Raw genomic sequence first — 22,618 nt, 5'->3', positions numbered from 1 at the left:
AGCCAGGGGGCTTCTGTGCGCGCTGGCAGGAGCATCACCATGCCTGACCCCGACAACCAGACGCCCGAACAGCGCATCAAGGAACTCGAGCAACAGCTGGCGCTGATGAGTCAGAAGGCCCAGTTCTTTGAGGCCGTCGTCGATGTACTGAAGAATGACTACGGCGTCTCCATCGTAAAAAAGCGACCCGGCAAGTCCTCTCGCAGCGGCAAGTCGAGAGGCTGACCATTGTCAGGGCTTGCCTGTTTCTGGGGATAAGCCGGCAGGCTTACTACAAACGCAATCGGGTCGCCGACGAGCGCCATGCACAGGGATTGCAGGTGGTGCGCTTCGTGCGTCAGGTTCGACTGCGACAACCTCGGGTGGGCACTCGCAAGCTGCATTATCTGCTGCAGGGTCAGGAGGATGGCGGGCTCAAGGTCGGGCGGGACAGGCTGTTTCGGATATTGGCCGAGCACCGCCTGCTGGTGCAGCCTAAGCGGGCGTATCACAAGACCACCCACAGTTTTCACCGTTTCTACCGTCATCCCAACTTGCTCAAGGCGGGGCCAGAGCAGGTCACACCGGTAGCACCGGAGCAGGTCTGGGTCGCAGATATCACCTATCTGCCAGCCAGAAGCGGGCCGCTGTACCTGAGCCTGGTGACGGATGCGTACTCACGCAAGATAGTGGGCCATCACGTGCACGAAGGAATGCACGCCAAGTCGGTGGCGATGGCGTTCAAGAAAGCACTGAAGCAACGGCGTGGCGGCGGGGAGCTTATCCATCACTCGGACCGCGGCGTGCAGTATTGCTCGGGGCTGTACCAGTCATTACATGAACGGTACGGGGTGAAATGCTCGATGACGGATGGGTATGACTGTTACCAGAATGCGTTGGCGGAGCGGGTGAACGGGATTTTGAAAGGAGAGTTATTGTTGCAAAGCCCGCAGGATTTGGCGCAAGCGCGGGAGATGGTGCGTGAAGCAGTGGATATTTACAACGAGGAGCGGCCGCATCATGCGTTGAAATACAGAACCCCCGATGCGGTACATAGGGGGTTCTGAGTAGAGAAATGCTAGTTGAAAATGTGTAAACCTATTTCAGGACTAGACACTCACACAACAGCACGCACCACTCACGGCACCCGAACTATCACCCTTTGCAGCACTTCTTCACCGCCCGTACCACGTTCTGATAACCGGTACAGCGGCAGAGGTTACCCGACAGCCCACGGCGGATCTCCGCATCGGTCAGCGGACGGCGCTCGGTCTTGTCGAGCAGGGCCGCGCTCGCCATCACGAGGCCCGGGGTGCAAAAACCGCACTGCACCGCCCCCTCGTCGATAAAGGCCTGCTGCACGTCGGAGAGCTCATTGCCTTTGCGCTCCCCCTCCACGGTACGAATGGATTTGCCATCGGCCCAGACCGCCAGATAGAGGCAGCTGTCGATGGCGGTGCCATTCACCCGCACGGTACAGGCGCCACACTCGCCGACACTGCACCCCTCTTTCACGCTGATAAGCCCCTGCCCGCGCAGGAAGTGGAGCAGCGACATGGTGGGCGACACCGCATAGGAGTAAGGTTTGCCGTTGATTTCGCACTGGATCTCCACGGCGGGACAGGTTTGCGGTTGCATCATAGGATCTTGCCTCCGGCACGTTCGACTGCGCAGGCGACCACCCGCTGCGCCAGGGTTTTGATAAGGTGCAGGCGAAATTCCTTTTCTGCCCGCCAGGAGGATCGCGGTGCCACGTCGGCCACCACCGCCTCGGCAATGGCAGCCAGTGTGGCGCGAGTTAGGGGTTGCCCCTCGGCCGCGGCTTCCGCGTGAGGGGTGCGCACCGGGGTCGGGGCCGCCACACCATAAGCCAGCCGCAGGCTCTTGAAGTGGCCATCCTCAATCTGGCAATAGGCGGCGCAGCCGATGGTGGCGATATCCATGGCACCCCGCATGGCGTACTTGAAGTAGTGGGAGCCCACATGGGGGTGTGAGTCCGGGGCAAAGTGGAATGCCACCAGGATCTCCGCCGGTTGCAGCGCCACCTTGCCGGGGCCGGTGTGAAAACCGGCGATGGGGATGCGGCGTGTGCCGTTAGGGCCAGCAATCTCAAGCTCGGCCTCGAGCGCGACGGTAGGCGCCGCCGAGTCGGCACTGGTGGCGCCGTTGCAGATGTTGCCGCCATAGGTGGCGACGTTGCGGATCTGCGGGCCGGCGATGGTGGCAGAGGCTTCGGCCAGCATTGGCAGGCGGCGCTGCACCAGCTCGTTTTCGATGAGCTCGGTAAAGGTGGTGCCGGAGCCGATGCGGATCGACCCATCAGGCAACTCGCACACCCCTTTGAGTTCGGGCAAGTCGTGAATATCAACGATATGGCGATAGGCGGCGTTGAGGTGATGGAGCTGGATCATCACATCGGTGCCACCGGCCAGCAAACGCGCCTCGGGATCAGCCTGACGCAGGGCGACCGCCTCGGCCACGCTGTGCGCCTTGTAGTAACGGGCAATATCAAACATGGTGTTGCTCCTCCCCTGATCCCTCGCCAATCAAACCCGCCGCGACAAACTCCCGGAACAGGGTTTTGGGGGTGATGGGCAGCTCGTTGATGGCGACGCCGGTCGCCATGCGGATGGCGTTACGGATGGCCGGGCCCGGCGAAATGATCGGCGGTTCCCCCAGGGATTTGTGGCCATAGACCGATTGGGGCTCGTAGGTCTGCACGAAGTCGCATTCAAGCTCCGGCAAATCCAGCATGGTGGGGAACTTGTAGTCGAGCAGGTTGGGGTTGCGCACCACGCCGCTCTTGGCGTCGATGATCATCTCCTCGAACAGCGACCAGCCGATCCCCATCCCCATGCCGCCATGCACCTGTCCCTCCGCCAGCTGCGGGTTGAGGATCTTGCCCGCATCGTGCAGGTTGATGATGCGATTGATGGTCACCTTGCAGAGATCGATATCGACGCTGAGATCGACAAAGGTGCAGCCAAAGCTCGGCGGATTGGTGGTGGTCTTGTGGGAGACCTCGGAGGTGATCTGGCCGCCGATAGTGAGGTGGTAGTAGGCGTTGACCGACACCTCGGCGACGCTGATCAGCACCTTGTCCGGCGCACCGGCCAGCACCACGTAGCCGTCGATCAGGGTCAGCGATCCTACATCCTGATGGCAGAGTTGGGCCGCCAGCGACAGAATGCGAGCCCGCAACTGCAGCGCCGCCTGATGGATGGCAGGGGCCGCCACATAGCTCTGGCGCGAGGCGAACGAGCCCGGATCATAGGCGGTGATGTCGGTATCCTGGGTCGAGATGACCCGGATCTGCTCAAACGGAATGCCTAACGTCTGGGCCGCCATCTGGGCAAAGACGGTGTCCGACCCCTGCCCTATCTCGGTGGCACCGATCTGCAGATTGACGGTGCCATCCTGATTGAGCAGCATGCGGGCACCAGCAATTTCGACCCCCACCGGATAGGTGTTGGAGCCGTAGCTGAAACAGGCCACCCCAATGCCGCGCCGCACCCGGCTCGCCGGATCCTGCTCCAGACACTCAGTCTTGAGTCGATCCCACTCGAACATCTCGCGACCACGGATCAGGCAGTCGGGCAACCCGGCGCTGTAGATGGTCTTCTGGTTGACCTGATTGACGTCCCCTTCCCGCGCCACGTTGGCGATCCGCACATCAAGCGGATCCAGCCCCAGTTCGGCGCAGGCGTCATCCAGCATGCATTCGAGGGCAAAAATCACCTGGGGCGCGCCGTAACCGCGCATGGCACCAGCGGTGGGCAGGTTGCTGTAGAAGGTCTTGGCGTCATAACCGAAGGCGCTGCGCGGATAGAGGTAGCTGATCTTGTTGCCCCCGGCGCTGGCTATGGAGTGGCCGTGAGAGGCATAGCCGCCAGTGTTGGAGAGCACGTCGAGCTGATAGCCCTTGAGGGTGCCGTCGCGGTTGAGGCCCATCTTGCCATCGATGGCAAAACCGTGGCGGGTACGAGAGGCAAAGAAGCACTCCTCCCGGCTCAAGGTCACCTTGACCGGCACACCGCCGAGTTTGTAGCTCAAAAACGCCGCCATCGGCTCTTCCAGCACATCCTGCTTGTTGCCAAAGCCGCCGCCCATATAGGGTTTGATCACTCGCACGCTAGACCAGGGCAGGCCGAGGGACTTGGCCACCCGGCTACGCACTATCTGGGGGATCTGGGTGCTGCTGACGACGATGATGTGGTCCGGTTGATCCATGTAGGCGTAGCAGGTCACCGTCTCCAGATGGCAGTGCTGCACCACCGGCGTCCGGTAGTGCGCCTGAAATTGCAGGTCAGCGGAGGCAATGGCCTGCTCCGGGTCATTGGCGCGAAGCTGGCTTTGGCGCAGCAGATTGCCGCTCGGGTGGATGGGATAGGCACCGTCGGCCAGCGCGCTTTGGGCATCCGTCATCACCGGCAGCGGCTCGTAAGTCACCTTGACCAGCGCGGCCGCTTTTTCGGCCACCAGCGGATCGCGCGCCACCACGATGGCGACCCCATCACCAAAGTGGCGTACATGGTCGGTGAGCAGACGGCGGTCTTTCACATCCCGTTTCGCCTCATCGAGGGACCAGGCGTGACCGGCGGTGCGAAAACAGGTGGTAGGGACATCTTCATGGGTAAACACGGCTTCGACCCCGTGCAGGGCCAGTGCCTCGGTCGCATCGATGGCAAGCACCTTGCCGTGGGCAATATTGCTTCGCACGTACTTGGCGTGGCGCATCCCGAGCATGATGTTGTCATCGGTATAGCGGGCGCTGCCGGTCACCTTGGCCTCGGCATCCACCCGCTTGAGCGGTAATCCTATGGACATATGCAAGTCCTTTTTCGAATGGAAAAATCTGGAACCGGCATAAAAAACAGCAAGATATGCGCCTGTTTCCCGTCATCGTCAGGAGAATGGGGAGAAGTGTGAAGGGGATCCCATCTAGCCCGCTTTTGTTGGCCCGAAGCGACAAGCCAGGGGCAGCCCCTGAGCAAACGGGGCACATCAGCGGTGAAAAAAGCGGCAGAGCGAGGAGAGCAAGGGTGGGAGCCTATCAATCTGGTAGGAGGATTTATCAAAATGGTATCGCGATGCTCCCCAACTGCGGAGAAGGCCAAGGCGTGATAGCCAGCGTGGGTGGGGTGAACACCGCAGACATAAAAAGCAACAGACATAAAAATGGGGCCGCCAGTGCGGCCCCAAACGGGCGGGTTATCCCTAAATAGCCCACCCCCCAGCATAAAAGAGCACCAGCGCCAGGGCGATGACCACGGTGCCGACGTTGAGCTTGTGCCACTCCTTCGAGCAGATGCGGCCGATCACCAGCGAGCTGAAGCCAAGCATGATGCCGGTCACGATGTTGCAGGTGAGCACGATAAAGACGGCGCACACCAGCCCGGACATGGCCCCGACAAAGTCATCGAAATCGAGCTTGGTGACGTTGCTCAGCATCAGGAGCCCCACATACATCAGGGCCGGCGCCGTGGCATAGGCCGGCACCAGATAGGAGAGCGGCGAGAGGAACAGCATCAGCAGGAACAGGCCGCCCACCACAGTCGCGGTGAGGCCGGTTTTGCCCCCCGCCGCCGTGCCCGCCGCCGATTCGATATAGACGGCAGCCGGGGCCGCCCCCACCAGACTGGAGAAGATGCTGCTGACCGAGTCGGCACTGAGCGCCTTGCCGCTGTTGATGATATGACCATCCTTATCGAGCAGGTTGGCCTGCCCCGCCACGGCGCGGATGGTGCCGGTGGCATCGAATACCGCCGTCATCACCAGCGCCAGCACGCTGGGCAACACCAGCGGCGAGAGTGCACCCATGATATCCAGACTGAAGATGAGGGACTTGCCCTGATCATCCGAGAGGCTCGGCAGGGCGAACAGTCCCTGATACTTCACCGCCGGATCGAAGATAAGGCCGAAGATGGAGATGGCAATGATCACCAGCAGGATCCCCCCCGGTACTCTCAGCTTCTCCAGCCCGAAGATCACCGCAAGGCCGATCAGGGACATGATTACCGGCATGGAGGTGAAGGCCCCCAGCGCCACCGGCAGCCCCTCCAGCGGGTTCTTGATCACCAGCCCCACCCCGTTGGCGGCGATAAGCAGCAAGAAGAGACCAATCCCGATGCCGGTACCGTGGGCAATTCCCATCGGCAGGTTGTCGAGGATCCAGCTACGCACCCCGGTCACCGAGATGGCGGTAAACAGCACCCCCATCAGGAAGACGGCGCCCAACGCCACCGGAATGGGGATCTGCTGCCCCAGCACCAGACTGAATGCAGTAAACGCCGTGAGGGAAATAGCGCAACCGATGGCCATCGGCAACTTGGCCCAGAGCCCCATCAAGAGCGAACCGAACCCCGCCACCAGACAGGTGGCGACAAACACTGCGCCGGGGGGAAAGCCCGCCTTGCCGAGCATGCTCGGCACCACTATCACCGAGTAGACCATGGCAAGGAAGGTGGTGAGGCCCGCCAGCACCTCCTGTCTGACGTTGCTGCCCCGCTCGCTGATCATAAAGTAGCGATCAAGAGCCGTTAGCGGCTGTTGCTTTGCTGCGCTCTGGCTGGCGTCATCATTAGCCAGCTGTTCCACGCTGTTTGTCCTGCTGTTTGCTTGGGTCATACCCAACTCCTTCACACGCGCCTGAATGTTCCATGACGAAATGGCGACAGGATCTGCGGGTCTGCCTCGCGCCAGTCTGATGAGAAACAGGCGATGGTGGCAGAGGATGCGACAGACAGACCAGGGCAGGCAGCCTTGACTCAAACGTTTGCCTTGCTGGTCAAAAAAACCGGGCCATTTCACGTTCTATGCGGGGAGATCCCCTGTAGTGCGGCAAGACTGGCGCCCCTGTGGGGCACGCCAGCCGCCGTATTCGTTGGGGCTGCGCCGCGGCAGCCCACTCCAGCCCCTACCCCCGTTCATGCACCAGCTGGCCATCCACATAAGTGCGGTAGATGGATCTGTCATCCCCCAGGGTCAACAGCACAAAGAGCTTGTCCCGCAGGGTGGTGGAGTTGTCATAACGCAGCTGCTGCAGCGGGGTGGCGACCGGGTCGAGCACCACGAAGTCCGCCTCCTTGCCCACCGCAAAGCTGCCGATCTTCTCGTCCAGCCCCAGCGAATGGGCGCCGCCCAGGGTGGCCAGATAGAAAGCCTGATAGGCCGAGAGCCGTTCGCCCTGCAGTTGCATCACCTTGTAGGCCTCGTTGAGGGTCTGCAGCATGTTGAAGGTGGTGCCGGCGCCGATGTCGGTGCCCATCCCCACCTTCACCTGCTTGCGCCACGCCTTGTGCAGCTTGAAGAGGCCGCTGCCGAGATAAAGATTCGAGGTGGGACAAAACGCGATGGTGGAGCCGGTCTCCTTCAGGCAATCCCACTCCTGCTCTTCCAGATGGACGCAGTGGGCAAAGACGCAGTTGTGGCCGGTGAGCCCATGCTGGTGATAGACATCGAGATAGCCCTTGTGCGCCGGGAAGAGGGATTTGACCCAGGCGATCTCGTCCTTGTTCTCGCACAGATGGGTGTGCAGATAGGTGGTGGGAAACTCTTCGCGCAGTCGCCGCGCCATCGCCAGCTGCTCGGGTGTCGAGGTGGGGGCAAATCGTGGTGTGATGGCATAGAGCAGTCGACCATTGCCGTGCCAGCGCTCGATAAGCTGCTTGCTCTGCACATAGCTGCTCTCGGCGGTATCGAGCAGATAATCGGGCGCATTGCGATCCATCATTACCTTGCCGGCGATCATCCGCATATTGATACGGCTGGCCGCCTCGAACAGGGCGTCTACCGACTCGGGGTGCACTGTGCCGAACACCAGCGCCGTGGTAGTGCCGTTACGCAGCAACTGCTTGATAAAGAAGGTGGACATCTCGCGGGCATATTCGAGATCGTTGTAGCGCCGCTCGGCCGGGAAGGTGTGGCGGTTGAGCCACTCCAGCAGTTGCTCGCCATAGGCCCCTACCATCTCGCTCTGGGGATAGTGAATGTGGGTATCGACAAAGCCCGGCACTATCATCTTGCCGCGGTAATCCCGCACCCGCACCTCGGCCGGAATGCGATCCTTGCCCTCCTCCCACTCACCGAACCAGTCGATGCAACCGTTGCGAATGATCAGCAGACCATCCTCGATAAGGCGGGCGTTGGACTCAATCTCCTCGGGCTGATCCACCACCCGGGTGATATCGAAGAAACTGCCGCGTACCGCTTTGACAGAGTTGTCGTTTTTCATAACCGTTTCCCTGTTTTTCTTGTTCTGTTGACGTTTTTTGCCGGTTTAACCGTCAGATCCGTTCCACTTGTGGCGCCACCGCCTCCCCGGGCACTGGCTCTGGTGACCCCTCACCCTTGCTGGCCGATGGCTGGCCCGCACTGCGGGCGGTAAAGATCACATCCGGCTTGTCGCTCAGCTGGATCACTTCAACCGCCTCGGCATCCCTGACGGCCGCCTTGCGTTTGCGGCTTTGCGGCAGCACCAGATTCATGATGATGGCGGTGATGCCGCCGGCGCAGATGGGGTTCTCCACCAGCATGTAGATACCGGCAGGCAGCACCTTGAAGACGTTCGGATCATAGGAGACACCGAGCCCAAGACCCAGCGAGGTGGCGACAATCAGGGTCTCCCGCCGATCGAAACCGTGGCTGATGATGATGCGACCACCGGCGATGGCGATCATCGAGAACATGATGACCATGGCGCCCCCCATCACAGGTGACGGTATGGTGGTAAAGAAGCGCCCCACCACCGGGAAGAGCCCCAACAACACCAGAATGACGGCAATAAACTTGCCCACATGGCGTGAGGCCACCCCGGTCATCTGGATAACGCCGTTGTTCTGGGCAAAGGTGGTGAGCGGCAAAGAGCCGAGGGCCGAGGCGATCACCGAGACCAACCCATCAGCCAGCACACCGCCGGAGAGCCGTTTTTGAAACTCGGGGCCCTGAATATCCCGGTGGGAGACCATAGCGGTGGCGGTGATGTCCCCCACCGCCTCCAGCACGCTCAACAGATAGATGGTGCCCGCCAGCATAAAGGCGTGAAAATCGAAAGAGAAACCGTACTTGAACGGGATCGGTACCGTAATAAGCGGCAGATTCTCAAGGGCGGAAAAATCCACCATGCCGAGCATCAGGGCCACCGCATAGCCAACCATCAGGCCGATGGCAATGCCGCTCATCCGCAGCAGCGGACTTCGGCTGCAGTTGAAGGCGACGATAACGCAGAGCACCAGCAGCCCCAGCCCGATGTGCTCGTATTTGCCAAAGGTGCCGCTGCTCATGGCGGAGAAGCCGCCGCCAAAGTCGATGATCCCCACCTTGATAAGGCTCAGGCCAATCATCAGTACCACTACACCGCTCACGGTCGGGGTGATCACCCGCTTGAGGTAGGGCAGCACGAAGGAGGAGCCCATCACCAGAAAGGCGCCGACAAAGGAGACCCCGAGCAGGGTCGAGACAATCAGCTCCTCATGGATGCCATCTTTTTTCATGGCGCCGCCCAGGGCGATCATCACGGTCACGAAGGAGAAGTTGACCGACTGGATGGAGAGCAGCCCAGAACCGATGGGGCCATAACGGTTCACCTGCAACCAGGTGCCGATACCGGAGGCGATCATCGCCATGGAGACCAGATAGGCGGTGATCTCGGTAGAGAGGCCCAAGGCGCCGCCGACGATCAGCGCCGGGGTCACCATGGGGACAAAAATAGCCAGCAGATGGGTCACTGCTCCCATCAGGGTTTGATAAAACGGGGGTTTGTCTTCCAGCTCGTAAATGAGATCCGAGTGCTTGCGTGTTGTTTTAGACATCATGTTTGTCCCATCACACAGAATGTAGGCGGAGTACTCATTCCGCCGTCAGGCGCTGGGGGCGAGCTGGCGCCCGCCCCTCACCTTTTCTTTTGTTATGCCGACACGTTTTGCTCCAGCTTGCCCAGCTCGCGCAGGATCTGCTCCGGCGTGAAGTGCCACTTGCGCAGCCAGACACCGCAGGCGTCGTGGATGGCGGTGGCGATGGCGGGCGCCGCGCCGTTCACCCCGATCTCCGAGATGGACTTGGCGCCGTAAGGGCCGACCTTGTCATCACTCGGTACCAGGAAGGCCCGAAAGTCGCGCGGAATATCGCCAATCTTGGGCGCGCCATAGCTCTTGAGATCCCGGGTCAGCGGGATGCCCTTGCTGTCGTAGCAGATCTCTTCGGTCATGGTGTGGCCGATGGCCCGCATGGTCGCCCCGTAGATCTGGCCGAGGGCCAGCTCCGGGTTGATGGGAGTACCGCAGTCGAGCAGGGCGTAGAACTTGTCGAGGCGGATCTCGCCGGTTCTGACGTTGACCGCCACCTCGGCGAAGTTGGCGCCATACGGGAAGGCGAGCTCAGAGGTGATGTAGCTGGCGGTGCCCACCAGAATGCCGAAGCCGGTACCAGTCTCCGCCTTGTGGGCCAGCTTGGCGAAGCTCACCTCCCCCTGCTTGCCGCGCACGATCCCCGGGTGAACTAGCTCCACATCCTCCACCGGCTCGCCCAGCATGGCGGCGCCGTGGAACAAGATCTTAGCCTTGAGGTTCTCGGCCGCCATCTTGGCCGCATTGCCGGAGAAGCAGGTACCGGACGAGGCGTAGGCCCCCTTGTCGAACAGGGCGTGGTCGGTATCGCCAGAGATCACATGCACATCGCTGAGTGGGCAACCGAGCACTTCGGCGGTCAGCTTGGCCACCACGGTATCGAGGCCGGTGCCAATATCGGCGCCACCGGAGTGGACGATAAAGGTGCCGTCCGATTCCAGCTTGACCATGCAGTTGGCCTGATCGATGTCCGGGATCCCCGATTTTTGCATGATGATGGCGACGCCACGGCCGATGCGCCAATCCCCGTCTGCGGGTTTGGGGCTATCCCAGGCAATCTGTTCGCGACCCTGTTTGAGGATGGGCTCGAGGGCGCAGCTGGCGGCGTGGGGTACAGAAGTGGGCATCTTGCCCTCGCCGATGGCCCCCAGCACCTTGAGGATGTCCCCTTCATGCACCCGGTTGTGCTCCACCATGTCGAGCTGATCGATCCCCAGTTTCTCGGCAAGCTCGGCAATGGCCATGGTCAGCGCGAAGTTGCCCTTGGGCGCGCCGTAGCCCTGATAGGCGCCGGTCGGGCAGATGTTGCTGTAGTAGGTGTTGACGGTAAAGCACACGTTGTCGCACGGGTAGAGCGGCAGGGAGAGCGCCGGGCCGTTGCTCGGCACCGTCAATGAGTGGTTGCCGTAAGGGCCGGTGTTGGCACGAAAATCCATGTCGATGGCGGTGATGGTGCCATCTTTCTTGGCCCCCACTTTCACCTTCACCTTGGCCACGTGGCGGGAGGTGTTGCTGATGAACTCCTCTTCACGGGTGTAGCGGAAGGTGACCGGACGGCCGGTGACCTTGGTCGCCCAGGCGCACACCTCTTCCAGCAGGATATCCTGCTTGGAGCCAAAGCCGCCCCCTACCCGCTCCTTGATCACATGCACCTGATGTTGCTTGAGGCCGACGATGCGCGCCACCTGACGGCGCACGTGCCACGGCACCTGAGTAGAGGCGTGAATGACCAGACGATCCCCATCCATATAGGTGAAGCAGATGTGCGGCTCGGTCGGGCACTGCTGGGCCTGGGTCGATTCGTAGGTGCGCTCGACAATCTCGTCCGCCTCGGCAAAGCCCTTGGCCACATCGCCGATCTGGCCATGGACACTGGCGGCCAGGTTCTCGTGCGGGCGGGAACCAATGGGGAAGTTGATGATCATGTGCTCGTCGCCGCGGCGCACCGAGCAGGCGTTCTGCTGCTCGAGATCCGCAGGCGCACCGGCCATGTAGACGATGGGCTCGTCGTGCACCAACGGTGCATTGGGGGCCATCGCCTCATCGATGGTCATGACCGCTGGCAGCACCTGATACTCGACCTCGATGAGTTTCAGCGCCGCCAATGCGATGGCTTCGCTCTCGGCCACCACGGCGGCGACCCTGTCACCTACGTGGCGCACCTTGCGGCTGAACATACGGCGATCGAGCGGTGACGGCTCGGGAGCACTCTGACCACCCGGGGTGTAAAACACATCCGGGCAGTTGAGATAGGTAATGACATGCACTACACCCGGCAGCGCTTGCGCGCGGCTCACGTCGAGTTTGGTGATCACCGCATGGGGATGGGGGCTGCGCAGCATCTTGATGATCAGCGCATCTTCAGTAACCCGATCCTCCACGTAGCAGGGCTTGGCCTGCACCATCTTGGCGGCGTCCACTTTCGGACAGCTCTTGCCGATATGGCGCAAATCGTCGCGAAACTCCGGGGCGATCTGGCACAGGTAATCGGGATCCTTCATCCGTGAGCAGGCAAGCTCGATGGCCTGATAGAACTGCTGGTAACCGCCATCGCGGTGAAACAGGCCCGAGAGGGCATCGTCGATTTGATCACGGGTAGGTTCGGGGTGGCGATCAAGCAGGTCGGTGACGATGAGCGCCGCAGCCGGATCGTTGTAGCCTGACTGCACCACCCCCACGTCCACCATCGCCTGCTGCACCAGACTGAGCTGGTTCCAGCTACCGAGGGACTCGGCGGTGCGCACCTGCGCCCCATCCAGCTGGGCGGCGATCAGCAGAGAGGCGTTGATCACCTTGCCGTTGAAGAGAATGGCGTCGGAGCCGGCAAAGCCAAAACCGTCGTCGCTGTTGCGCACCGAGTGCATCCGGCACTGGTTGAACAGCACCCGCTGGGCATTGTCACCGGCCTTGCAGATGACGGTACGCAGGGCACCGTTCAGGGTAAAGTTGAGTTCCATCATGCTTGCACCTCCTGCTGCTGGCAATCCACCAGCAGATCCGCCACCACTACACCGGTGATATACCGCTTGTAACTCACGCTTCCCGCCAGATCCTCACGGGGCGCAATCAGCTCGCTCACGGCGGCCTCCAGCGCGGCATCGTGCAGTTCGCGGCGCTCCAGATCCCGCAGGCGCATCGGCTGCGGGGTAACACCAGCGACGGCCACCCGCATCTCGCCAATGCTGTCGAGGGCTACCGCGGCGGTCATTACCGCCAAGCCATCGGCGTTGCGGCTGATGCGGCGGGTGGCGCAGCGCAGTTCAGGCTCCGGCAGCACAATCCCCAGCACCAGGGCATTGCGCTGACCCGCCAGATAGGCGTCGATAGGTTGCAACAGGTTGTTCTCCAGCACCACCACGGCTTCGAGTACCAGCAGTACCGGCAGCAGCGGGGAGTCCTGCTGTTGGCAGGCAAGTTCGCCACCGAGGGTGGCCTGATTGCGCAGATGGCGGGAGTAGACAAACCCCAGCGCGTCGCACAGGGCGGCCGGGGTACGGGGATCCTCTTTCAGGGTCTGCAGGGTGACGGTGGCGCCGATATGGATCTGGCCGTGCTGCTGTTCAATCTGGTCAAGCCCCAGCTTGTCCAGTGAGATAGCGACCTTCTTGTCGGTGCGGGTCGGAGCGGCGTTAAGCTTGCTGCCGCCTCCCATGTAGACGGCGTCGTTGCCGAAACTGGCCTTGAGTTCCAAAGCCTGACCCAGTTGCTCGGGTCGGAAGAATTGCTCAATCATGTGTCGTCCTTACTCTTGCTGCCCGCCGTCGGGAAAATCCACAGGGCGGGCAATCCGGTCCAAAACTGTGGAGGGTGGCCTTAGGCCAGCTGATCCATCCGTTGCCACAGGCGGCTCGCCACCTTGCTGGCCTGCTCGTAAATGGGCGCGACATCGAACGGGAACTCGCGATCCTGATAGACCATGCGCCCCTCCACCATCACGCTGTTGACGCAGGCAGATCCCATGCCGAAGGCGAGATGGCCGCCGAGGTTGCGCGGCGCCAGCGGGGTCGGTGCGTCGTAGTCGCAAATGGTGAGGTCGGCCTTGTAGCCCGGCTCCAGGCGGCCAAATTTGGCGCCGAAGTTGCGTTCCAGCAGGGTGTTGCCGTTCCACAGGAAGCGGGCAAAGCTGTCGGGCCACAGGGCACCACCGGCATCCTTGTGCTTGAAGTAGGCGAACTTGAGCTCTTCGAGCATGTCGGAGCCGATGCCATCGGTGCCGAGCGCCAGATTGCGATACTCCGGCAGGTGCATGTTGTAGCCCACATGGTTGTTCATGTTGGATCGGGCGTTATGCACCAGGAAGGCATCGCGGCTGTTGAGCAGCTCGATGTCGGCCGGGCTCAGGTAGATACCGTGGGCGATCAGAGTCTTGCTGTCGATAAGGCCAAACTCGTCCAGCCGGGCGATGGGCTCCTTGCCATAGTGGTGGTGACCGTGGGCCATGTCGTAGCGGTCTTCCGCCACATGGATATGCAGCCCACGACCGGTGACCTGCACCGCTTCGCGCAGCATGGCGAGTCCCTCGTCGGGCACGGTGAAGGGGGCGTGGGCACCGATATGGGCTTCCACCAGATAGGGTTCGCTCCCCTTGGCTTTGGCCGCATCGATCTGTTGGGCGAACAGGATGTTCTCCTCTACCCCGGCCTGCAGCTCGGCGAGGCCGCCGTTGCGATCCGTGGTCTCGAAGCAGGTCATGCCGCGCAGGCCCGCCTCCATAAACCCTTTGCGCAGCACATTCAGGGAGCCCTTGATGAAGTTGGGCGACGCGTGGTGGTCGATCACCGCGCTGCAGCCGCTCTTGATCGCTTCCAGCGAGCAGATGAGGCCGCTGTAGTAGAGGGACTCTTCATCAAGCGCCCGATCCAGCCGCCACCAGAGGTTTTTCAGGGTGGAGATAAAATCCGGGCAGGGGGCGATATTGGCCATGATCCCCCGCGACAGGCCGGAGTAGAAGTGGTTGTGGGCACAGACAATGCCCGGCATCACCAGCTTGCCCCCCATCTCCCGATAGTTGGCCTCCGGGTAGAGGGCCCGCAGATTGGGCCCCACCGCTTTGATAAGCGATCCTTCGATGGCGATATCCACCCCTTCGAGCACCCGGGTCGGCTCCAGCTGGACAGCGGTGACGTTCTTCAGAATAAACATGGTTTGCTCCTTCGCTTATTCGTGGTTCGCTCAGGCCTCGACGGCCCCCAGCAGGTAGTGGTGATGAGCATGGACATGGCTGATGATCCGGCACATGTCGCCAAGGGCCGCTGGCGCATCCTTGATCCGGCTCTGGGCATCTATGGTCAGGCGATAGGTCTCGCCATCCTGACGCACCCGCAGTTCGCCGCCGTCAGCCAGATAGAAACCGGGGTTGCGGCTGTTGTCGAAGTCCTCGGGCAGGCTGAAGATGGTGACCTTGTCCTGATAGGGCTTGCCCTGCCACGGGCAGAACTGGGCGCAGTTGCCACATTCGTTGCAGTAGGCATCCAGGTGCAGGGTCTGGAACTGGTCTTTGAAGCCCGGCACCGCGATGGCGACGTTGGCCCGGTTGGGGCAGACATCCACGCACTTGCTGCAGAGGTAGTTGCACTCGAGGCAACGGTGCGCCTCTTGCGCCACGAAGGCATCGCGCTCGTTCTTGTCAACCATGGTGACGGCGATGCTCCCCTTGCGGCGGTAGATCTCATCCTTGCCCGACGGCTGGATGGTCACTTCACTCTGATGGCTGGCGATATGCTCACGAGAGAGCACCAGATCCGCGGCGCGGCGGGCACCACCGATGGCACCGACGATCGAGGATGGGCCGCTCTGCACGTCACCGATGAGGAAGACGTTGCGACGGCTGGTTTCGCCGGTCTGGCCATCCACCTCGGGCCAGCCATCGCTGCCAAGGGGAATACCCATAGCTTTGAGCACCTCGCAGTCAGGCTGCTCGCCAATGGCGGTGATCAGGGCATCCATCTGCATCACTTCGGTCTGCTCGGTGGGCACCGGACGGCGGCGGCCCTGCTCGTCAGGATCCCCCAACGCCATCATCCGCACAGTGAGCTTGCCATCTTTGTCAAAGCGCTCCGGATTGGTGAGGAAGCAGAAACGCACCCCATCCTCCACCGCTTCCAGATACTCCTCGCGATAGGCAGGCATCTCTTTTTCGCTGCGGCGGTAGATAACGGTCACATCGCTGACACCCGGCACCTTGAGGGCGGCGCGGGCGCAGTCCATGGCGGTGTTACCGGCGCCGATCACCGCCACATGGCGGCCGAGCGGCAGCGGTTTGCCCTGATTGAAGCTGCGCAGGAAGTTGAAGGACTTGTAGACCCGATCATGTCCCCCTTCGAGGCGCATGCCGCCATTCTTGTCGGCACCGATGCCGACGAAGACATAGGCAAAGCCCTGGGCGTGCAGCTTGTCGACGGTGAGCGCCGGATCGCAACCAAACTCGAACTTGACCCCGTGAGCGGCGACAAAGTCGATGTCGTGCTGGATAAGCTCGGCCGGAATGCGGAACTCGGGGATGATGTGTTTGACCACGCCACCGGCATCCGCTTCGCGCTCGAACACGGTGACAGGGTGGCCGGCACGGGCCAGGAAGTAACCAGCGGAGAGACCGGCCGGGCCTGCACCTATTACCGCAACCGGGTGCTTGTCACCGCTACCTGCCGGTTTGTGCCAGCGGGCCTTGTACCCTTCCCAGCCGCGCTCCAGCGCCACTTTTTTCAGCTCACGGATATTGAGCGCGCTGTCGTAGTCGAGACGGGTACAGTTGTACTGGCACTGGTGATCGCAGATATGGCCGGTGATGGCGGGCAAGGCGTTGCGCTGATAAATCAGCTCAAGGGCCGCCACATACTCCCCCTCGCCCATCAGGCGAATGTACTCGGGGATATCCTGATGCACGGCGCAGGCAGTGACGCAGGGTGCCACATAGCAGTCGGTCAGCGGCAGACCGCCCCCCACTTCGATACGATCGTCGGACTTCCACTCCTTCTGGGTGTAATCCATGGTGAGGGCCTTGGCGGCAAGCGCTTCCAGCTTGGTCACATCCACCTGAGCCATGCCCCAGCTGTCAGAAGTGTCGATCTCTTTGAGGCACTCGATCTGGCGCAGATAGCCACCCGGTTTCAGCAGGTCGGTGGCCATGGTGATGGGGCGGATACCGGTCTCGAAGATCTCGGCGATGTTGAACTTGCTGGCACCACCGGAGTAGGAGATGGGCAGCTTGCCATCGAAGGCACGAGACAGCACGGCCGCCACGTTGATGGAGAGCGGGAACAGCGCCCTGCCGGACATGTACATCTCATCCCCCGGCAGCGCCCCTTTGCGATTGATGGTGCCCAGGGTGTTGGTCAGCTTGACCCCGAAGGTGAGCCCCTTCTCGGCCCCCAGCGCCATCAGACGGGTCAGCATCGCCTTGGCCTGATCCAGCTTGAGGTCGTGATCGAACGACTCTTCGCTCAGACCAATGTAATCAAAGCCGCAGGTATCGAGGATCTCGCGCACCCGCGGGTAGCCCAGCAGGGTCGGGTTCAGTTTGACGAAGGTGTTGAGTCCCTTCTCCTCCAGCATGTAGCGGCAGATGGCCTCGATCTCGTTGGGCGGGCAGCCGTGCATGGTGGAGAGGGTGACGCCGTGCACCAAATTGGCCGGGATGCGATCCACCAGCTGTTGCAGGCGATCGCGGCGCGCTCCCAGCCCCAGCTCGGCGATAAACTGCCCGTCGGCCACCAACTCGCGCAGCACCTGCTGGTACTCGGCAAACTTCGGACTTTGGCTTGCATCCATCAGGCTGTGGATAAACTGCTGCATCGGTGGCTGTTTGATGCCATCGAGGTTGTAACCCACGCTCATGTTGAAGATAAAGGACTTGGCCTCTCCGTCGAGGCGCGGGTCGAACACCTCCTCCAGCAGGTAGAGAGCAAACCAGGCTTTAAGATACTCGTCGAACGCCTTGGGCAGGGTGAACTCGGTAGACCACTCGGTGTTGAAGCACTCGTCTTCGGCATCGATACAGGGCTTTTCCAGTTCGAGACGGTCCATGATCTGCACCGTCTTGAGCTCGATAAAGCGCCCGCCGGTCAGCCAGGAGGTGACGATATTCTGGGCCAACTGGGTATGGGGGCCGGCTGCCGGGCCAATGGGGGTCTCGCAGGTTTCACCGAACACCTTGATCTTGCGCTCGTCCTGCTTGCGATAGAATTGCGCGGCGGGAATACCGAAAATGCTCTGACTCTCTTTATATTCCGCAAAAATACGGGTCAGCAGGTTCTTGAACGGAACGGGTCGCATAATATCGCCCATGGCTATCTCCTTGCAGCTGTTCTGCCCATTGGCAGCATGAATAAATGGGGTATCCCGCACGGGTGTTCCCCCTTGGCAAGGAGAAGAGCAACAATCAGGCCACTACAGTTAAAAAACTATTTTTTACGGTAAAAGCGTGAGACAGCTCCAATTAATGGAGAGAATTTACGATGCCACCATTATGGGTACTGCGAGTAGTTATCAATCACTCTGGAATTTACTTAATGATCAGTTCAAAAAGAACTTGCCCTATCAGATCAAGTGCGAGAAATATCACTTTGATACGCCATTTATCTCCCCGTTATCTTTTTAAACTGGGTTATTTCGTGGGCTCGCTCTCATTTTCAAGAATGCCACCCAGCAGCGCCTGATAGCGCTCCGGGGTATCCACATCAAACAGGATGGCGGGGCTGTCAACTGGCACCATACGGTGCTGATGCCCGTGCAACCAGCGCCGTACCGACGACTGCACCGGGGCCGCTGCCAGCTCGCGGACAAGGGATTTTGGCAGCAACACCGGATGGCCCGCCTCCCCCTGCCAGGTGGGGAAAAGAGCCTCACAGCCCCGTGCCTGCCAGAGCTGTTGATAGACCTCGCGCGGGATACAGGGGAGATCCCCGTGGCTGATAAAGAGGTAGTCAGCGTCACTGGCCGCCAGAGCGCAGCGGATGGAGCTGCCCAGCCCCTGCCGATAGTCGGGGTTGTAGACGACAACAATATCCGGCCGTGATCCGTAGCGCGCTTGAAGCTCCTCGCCACGATGGCCCACCACCAGAATAACCCGCTGACAAAAGGCCTGGGCATTTTTGAGACTTGCATCAAGCATTGTCCCCTGGCAATAAGGTAGCATCATTTTCCAGGTGCCCATTCGGGAAGATAAACCCGCCGCCGTTATTATACAGTCACACTGCACTTGTTCCTGGCAACGTTGTTTTCCACTCCCTTTGATATTTATTTTGGTCGTCATTATGTCGCACCCACACGTTGTTGCTGTCGCATTTCCAGATATAGATCCGCTATTAAACTCGCTCACCAAAAATATTGATAGCCATACCACCTTAATTAGCCTCTGCGGGGCCGGTGGAAAAACCAGCACCCTGTTCTGGCTGGCGGAATATTTTTATCAACAGAGTAAAAGGGTGCTAATTACCACCACCACCCGGATGTTTCTGCCTGCCCCGTCACACTATCGGGAATTGATTATCGAGACGGATCCCGTTCGTCAACTTACCCGCTGTCAGCAACTGCCCGATGAGCCGACCCTGGTCGCCCTGTTCAGCCATATCGATCAGGCCAGCGGCAAGGTGGCGGGCCCCACACCCCAGCAGATTGATCTCATCAAGGGGCAGCAGCGCTTCGATCTCATCCTGGTCGAAGCGGATGGCGCCAATCACAAGTTATTGAAAGTGCCCGCTTTGCACGAACCTTGCATTCCCCAAAGCAGTGATTGGGTGATCGCCCTGACGGGCGGCGCCATGGTAGGGGCCAAGGCCGACCCGCAGCAGATCCACCGCTGGGCAGAGCTTCAGGCCCTGTGCGGGATAGTGGCCGGTGACCCCCTCGACTGGGCCCTGTTTCACCAACTGCTCTCCCACCCCGAGGGGCTGTTCAAAGGCACCCCGGCCAGGGCGCGCCGGATCTGGTTTATCAATGGGGATTATCAAAATGAGGCGTCGTGGCTCGATGAATTGATAAAGCTGCATAGCCGCCACCCCGAGATCTATGCCATCTGGCAGGGGGCGGTTCGCGAGCCACAGCCCATTCGCCACGCACTCGGTTACTTCGCTCATGATGGGGCACAGCCGCCTCGCCCATGATGGTTTAAGGATAAGAAGAGGTACCTTATGAATCTGTTTGCACACGCAGCCCGACTGGAACAGGAGAACACGCCGTTTGCCATGGCCCAGATCATCGAGAGCCGGGGCTCCACCCCGCGCCATCAGGCCCAGATGCTGGTGATGGCCGATGGCCAGATCCTCGGCACCATCGGCGGCGGCATGATCGAGCGGCTGGTGATCGAAGAGGCCATGGCGGCCATTGCCGAGCGCAAGCCGCGCATCTTCCACGGCCGGATGGCCCGCAACGGCGAACATGCGGTGGGGTCGGATTGCGGCGGCGCCATGTCGGTCTATATCGACGTCTACGGTCTGCGCCCCCGTCTGGTATTGATTGGCGCCGGTCACGTCAACCGGGCGCTGGCCCATGCTGCGGCCCCGCTGGGTTTTGATATCCATGTCGGCGACTGCTTTGAAGGGAGCCTCAACCCCGACCACTTCCCCGCTGGCACCCATCTCAAGCAGGCCGACTCCATCAGCGCGGTGATCGAGGCGCTGGCCATCGAGCCCGCCAACTTCGTCATCATCGCCACCAACCATCAGGACAAGGAGGCGCTGGATCGGCTCATCACCCGTCCCCTCGCCTATCTGGGGCTGCTCGCCAGCAAGCGCAAGGTACAGACCTTCACCCAGGCACTGCGCCAGCAAGGGGTGAGTCAGGAGCAACTGCAGCGGCTGCATGCCCCCATCGGCTACAACATAGGTGCCGAGACCCCCGAGGAGATCGCCATCAGCATCCTCGCCGAACTCTTGCAAGTGAAAAACGGCAAGGCAGGTGGCCTGATGCAGGACGATGTGCGCCTCAAGCGGGATCAACTGGTGGTGATGCGCGGCTCCGGCGATATCGCTACCGGCGTGGCGCTGCGCCTGCACAATGCCGGCTTCAAGGTGGTGATGCTGGATCTCGACAAACCCACGGTGATCCGCCGCACCGTCGCCTTCGCGCAAGGGATGTTTGATGGTGAAACCAGCGTCGAGGGTGTGAGCGCCAAGCGGGTCGAGAGCGTCGAGCAGGCGTTCGAGCAGCTGGATCGGGGCATCATTCCGCTGCTGGTTGACCCCGACTGTGCCACCCTCGCCGAGCTCAAGCCCCGCTACCTGGTGGATGCCATCCTCGCCAAGCAGAATCTCGGCACCCACAAGGAGATGGCCCCCATTACAGTGGCCCTCGGCCCGGGGTTTGAGGCGGGGCGCGACTGCGATGCGGTGATCGAGACCAACCGCGGCCATCATCTGGGCCGGGTCATCTATCAGGGCCCCGCCCAGCCCAATACCGGCATTCCCGGGGTGATCGAGGGGCACTCCGCCCGCCGGGTGGTGCGCGCCCCTGTCGCCGGGGTGATGAAGAGCATTATCAAGCTCGGTGATCTGGTGCAGGAGGGGGATGTGATCGCCCATGTGGGGGACGCTCCCATTATCGCGCCGCTCTCCGGCATGGTGCGAGGTCTGCTCAGCGATGGCATCGAGGTGACCGTCGGCTTCAAGATCGGTGACATCGACCCCAGAGGCGAGCGGGCCGACGCCACCACGGTATCGGACAAGGCACGCGCCATCGGCGGCGCCGTGCTGGAAGCCATGATGCATCTGGCCCAGCGCAGATAAGAGAGTGTTCTTAAAACCAAAAGGGCCCGCCATGATGGCGGGCCCTTTTATTTCGTTGCCAGCAATCGGCTCAACCGTGTTTGATGCGGGTCTCTCCTGCGACCGACACCACGGAGCGTTTGCCCTTGCGGCTAATCACCAACAGCGCCAGCACGATAAGGGCGATGCCGCTTCCTTCCACCGGCCCCGGATTTTCGCCGAGCAGCCACCAGGAGAGCAGCACACCGGTCACCGGCACCGCCAGAGTACTGAGGCTGGCAATCCCCGCCGGCAATTTTTTCAACACAAACAACCAGAGACTCCAGGCGATGGCGGTGGCGAAGATGGCGCTATAGGCCAGGGCGCCCATCACGTAGGGTTGCCAGTCGATGGGACGCTCCGGCACCAGCGCGGCCACCAGTGTCATCACCAGGGTGGCGTAGATCATCTGCCAGGTGGTGAGGGACATCAGATCCACCCCGGGATGGCGGGCATACATCCGCTTGGCGATGATGGCGCTGATCCCCCAGCAGATGCCGGAGAGGATCGCCAAGAGCGCACTCTTGAGGGACTCAAGATGCAGCAACCAGGGCTGGATCACCAACAGCAGGCCGCAGGCCGCCACCCCGACAGCCAGATAGTGCAGCTTGCGCATCCGCTCGCCGAGAAAGAGCGCTGCAAAGATCACCACCCAGAACGGCATGGTGTAACTCAGAATGGCCACCTTGCCCGCCCCGCCGCTGATCAGCGCCCATTGTGCCAACCCCACCATGCCGCAGGTCTGGAACAGGGCGATGGCCAGGGTATAGCGAAACGGGGTGGGTTTGAGATAACGGCGCCCGCGCAGGGCCAGCACCAGCAACAACACCAATGAACCGCACAGGCAGCGCAGGGCGGTGAACTCGAAGGCCCCCGCGTAGAGCATTACCTGCTTCATCACGATCCAGCTGTAACTCCAGATGGCGGTGAGCAGGACCAGTCCCCCCAACGCCGCCATATTGATCTTTCCACTCATCTCTCACCACGCATTGCTCTGCCTTTCGCCTCTTGTTCCGATGGGCCAACCCCTTATCGGGGTGGCTATCTTACCCCTGTGCT

Annotated in this window: 14 protein-coding genes and 1 pseudogene; 3 read left to right on the top strand and 12 right to left on the bottom strand. The window is 61.2% G+C overall.

Translation table 11 applies throughout. The annotated features are described in order from the left end of the window. A pseudogene (locus BN1139_RS05875) lies at window positions 1-1,046 on the top strand (IS3 family transposase); the annotation flags it as partial. An 88-nt stretch (window positions 1,047-1,134) separates the two neighbouring features. Here BN1139_RS05875 and xdhC read toward each other — a convergent pair. The 11 genes from xdhC to mocA form a co-directional block, all read right to left on the bottom strand. Continuing rightward, window positions 1,135-1,620 (bottom strand): xanthine dehydrogenase iron sulfur-binding subunit XdhC, encoded by a 486-nt coding sequence (xdhC, locus tag BN1139_RS05870; protein ID WP_005352221.1) that lies wholly within the window; start codon window positions 1,618-1,620, stop codon window positions 1,135-1,137. Continuing rightward, on the bottom strand, window positions 1,617-2,495 hold the full coding sequence (xdhB, locus tag BN1139_RS05865) for a xanthine dehydrogenase FAD-binding subunit XdhB (protein WP_005352225.1): 879 nt from the start codon (window positions 2,493-2,495) through the stop codon (window positions 1,617-1,619). The genes xdhC and xdhB overlap by 4 nt, the downstream gene beginning before the upstream one ends. Beyond that, the gene (xdhA, locus tag BN1139_RS05860; RefSeq protein ID WP_005352228.1) at window positions 2,488-4,806 is read right to left on the bottom strand and encodes a xanthine dehydrogenase molybdenum-binding subunit XdhA; all 2,319 of its coding nucleotides are present in this window, start codon (window positions 4,804-4,806) and stop codon (window positions 2,488-2,490) included. The genes xdhB and xdhA overlap by 8 nt, the downstream gene beginning before the upstream one ends. 390 nt (window positions 4,807-5,196) lie before the next feature. Further along, window positions 5,197-6,498, bottom strand: coding sequence for an NCS2 family permease (locus tag BN1139_RS05855; RefSeq protein WP_180343373.1), 1,302 nt, complete (start codon window positions 6,496-6,498; stop codon window positions 5,197-5,199). 397 nt (window positions 6,499-6,895) lie between these two features. Beyond that, window positions 6,896-8,212: a guanine deaminase gene (guaD, locus tag BN1139_RS05850; RefSeq protein WP_005336781.1), complete on the bottom strand. Its 1,317-nt coding sequence runs from the start codon at window positions 8,210-8,212 to the stop codon at window positions 6,896-6,898. 52 nt (window positions 8,213-8,264) lie between these two features. Continuing rightward, a complete protein-coding gene (locus tag BN1139_RS05845; protein ID WP_041202776.1) occupies window positions 8,265-9,788 on the bottom strand; it encodes a nucleobase:cation symporter-2 family protein in 1,524 nt (507 codons plus the stop codon). 95 nt (window positions 9,789-9,883) lie between these two features. Next, window positions 9,884-12,781, bottom strand: coding sequence for a molybdopterin-dependent oxidoreductase Mo/Fe-S-binding subunit (locus BN1139_RS05840; RefSeq protein WP_005352247.1), 2,898 nt, complete (start codon window positions 12,779-12,781; stop codon window positions 9,884-9,886). Beyond that, on the bottom strand, window positions 12,778-13,554 hold the full coding sequence (ygfM, locus tag BN1139_RS05835) for a molybdopterin-dependent oxidoreductase FAD-binding subunit (protein WP_005352249.1): 777 nt from the start codon (window positions 13,552-13,554) through the stop codon (window positions 12,778-12,780). Before ygfM ends, BN1139_RS05840 begins: the two co-directional genes overlap by 4 nt. A gap of 80 nt (window positions 13,555-13,634) precedes the next feature. Then, window positions 13,635-14,963, bottom strand: a complete 1,329-nt coding sequence (gene ssnA, locus BN1139_RS05830; RefSeq protein ID WP_005352252.1) for a putative aminohydrolase SsnA — start codon at window positions 14,961-14,963, stop codon at window positions 13,635-13,637. Between the two features lie 30 nt (window positions 14,964-14,993). Next, on the bottom strand, window positions 14,994-18,104 hold the full coding sequence (gene ygfK / locus BN1139_RS05825) for a putative selenate reductase subunit YgfK (protein WP_005352254.1): 3,111 nt from the start codon (window positions 18,102-18,104) through the stop codon (window positions 14,994-14,996). Window positions 18,105-18,423: 319 nt separating this feature from the next. Further along, window positions 18,424-19,071 (bottom strand): molybdenum cofactor cytidylyltransferase, encoded by a 648-nt coding sequence (mocA, locus tag BN1139_RS05820; RefSeq protein ID WP_085942030.1) that lies wholly within the window; start codon window positions 19,069-19,071, stop codon window positions 18,424-18,426. A 1-nt stretch (window position 19,072) separates the two neighbouring features. Here mocA and yqeC point away from each other — a divergent pair, with 1 nt between their 5' ends. Both yqeC and yqeB read left to right on the top strand, forming a co-directional pair. After that, entirely contained in the window at window positions 19,073-19,921 is an 849-nt protein-coding gene (gene yqeC / locus BN1139_RS05815; RefSeq protein ID WP_005352258.1) for a selenium cofactor biosynthesis protein YqeC, read from the top strand. 27 nt (window positions 19,922-19,948) lie between these two features. Continuing rightward, entirely contained in the window at window positions 19,949-21,541 is a 1,593-nt protein-coding gene (yqeB, locus tag BN1139_RS05810) for a selenium-dependent molybdenum cofactor biosynthesis protein YqeB (RefSeq protein ID WP_005352261.1), read from the top strand. 70 nt (window positions 21,542-21,611) lie between these two features. On the opposite strand, the gene BN1139_RS05805 is transcribed toward yqeB, so the two are convergent. Next, the gene (locus tag BN1139_RS05805; protein ID WP_041202710.1) at window positions 21,612-22,535 is read right to left on the bottom strand and encodes a DMT family transporter; all 924 of its coding nucleotides are present in this window, start codon (window positions 22,533-22,535) and stop codon (window positions 21,612-21,614) included. Window positions 22,536-22,618 lie beyond the last annotated feature (83 nt).

Source organism: Aeromonas veronii bv. veronii (genome assembly GCF_000820225.1).
In the GTDB taxonomy this organism is placed as follows: Bacteria; Pseudomonadota; Gammaproteobacteria; order Enterobacterales; family Aeromonadaceae; genus Aeromonas; species Aeromonas veronii.
Note: the sequence above shows the minus strand (reverse complement) of the source record. Positions and strands in the feature narration are given on the sequence as shown.

What these genes read in the sequence shown, in the direction of transcription:
- xdhC (WP_005352221.1), bottom strand. Translation starts at nt 1,620, where the DNA reads ATGATGCAACCGCAAACCTGTCCCGCCGTGGAGATCCAGTGCGAAATC.
- xdhB (WP_005352225.1), bottom strand. Translation starts at nt 2,495, where the DNA reads ATGTTTGATATTGCCCGTTACTACAAGGCGCACAGCGTGGCCGAGGCG.
- xdhA (WP_005352228.1), bottom strand. Translation starts at nt 4,806, where the DNA reads ATGTCCATAGGATTACCGCTCAAGCGGGTGGATGCCGAGGCCAAGGTG.
- BN1139_RS05855 (WP_180343373.1), bottom strand. Translation starts at nt 6,498, where the DNA reads ATGATCAGCGAGCGGGGCAGCAACGTCAGACAGGAGGTGCTGGCGGGC.
- guaD (WP_005336781.1), bottom strand. Translation starts at nt 8,212, where the DNA reads ATGAAAAACGACAACTCTGTCAAAGCGGTACGCGGCAGTTTCTTCGAT.
- BN1139_RS05845 (WP_041202776.1), bottom strand. Translation starts at nt 9,788, where the DNA reads ATGTCTAAAACAACACGCAAGCACTCGGATCTCATTTACGAGCTGGAA.
- BN1139_RS05840 (WP_005352247.1), bottom strand. Translation starts at nt 12,781, where the DNA reads ATGATGGAACTCAACTTTACCCTGAACGGTGCCCTGCGTACCGTCATC.
- ygfM (WP_005352249.1), bottom strand. Translation starts at nt 13,554, where the DNA reads ATGATTGAGCAATTCTTCCGACCCGAGCAACTGGGTCAGGCTTTGGAA.
- ssnA (WP_005352252.1), bottom strand. Translation starts at nt 14,963, where the DNA reads ATGTTTATTCTGAAGAACGTCACCGCTGTCCAGCTGGAGCCGACCCGG.
- ygfK (WP_005352254.1), bottom strand. Translation starts at nt 18,104, where the DNA reads ATGGGCGATATTATGCGACCCGTTCCGTTCAAGAACCTGCTGACCCGT.
- mocA (WP_085942030.1), bottom strand. Translation starts at nt 19,071, where the DNA reads ATGACGACCAAAATAAATATCAAAGGGAGTGGAAAACAACGTTGCCAG.
- yqeC (WP_005352258.1), top strand. Translation starts at nt 19,073, where the DNA reads ATGTCGCACCCACACGTTGTTGCTGTCGCATTTCCAGATATAGATCCG.
- yqeB (WP_005352261.1), top strand. Translation starts at nt 19,949, where the DNA reads ATGAATCTGTTTGCACACGCAGCCCGACTGGAACAGGAGAACACGCCG.
- BN1139_RS05805 (WP_041202710.1), bottom strand. Translation starts at nt 22,535, where the DNA reads ATGAGTGGAAAGATCAATATGGCGGCGTTGGGGGGACTGGTCCTGCTC.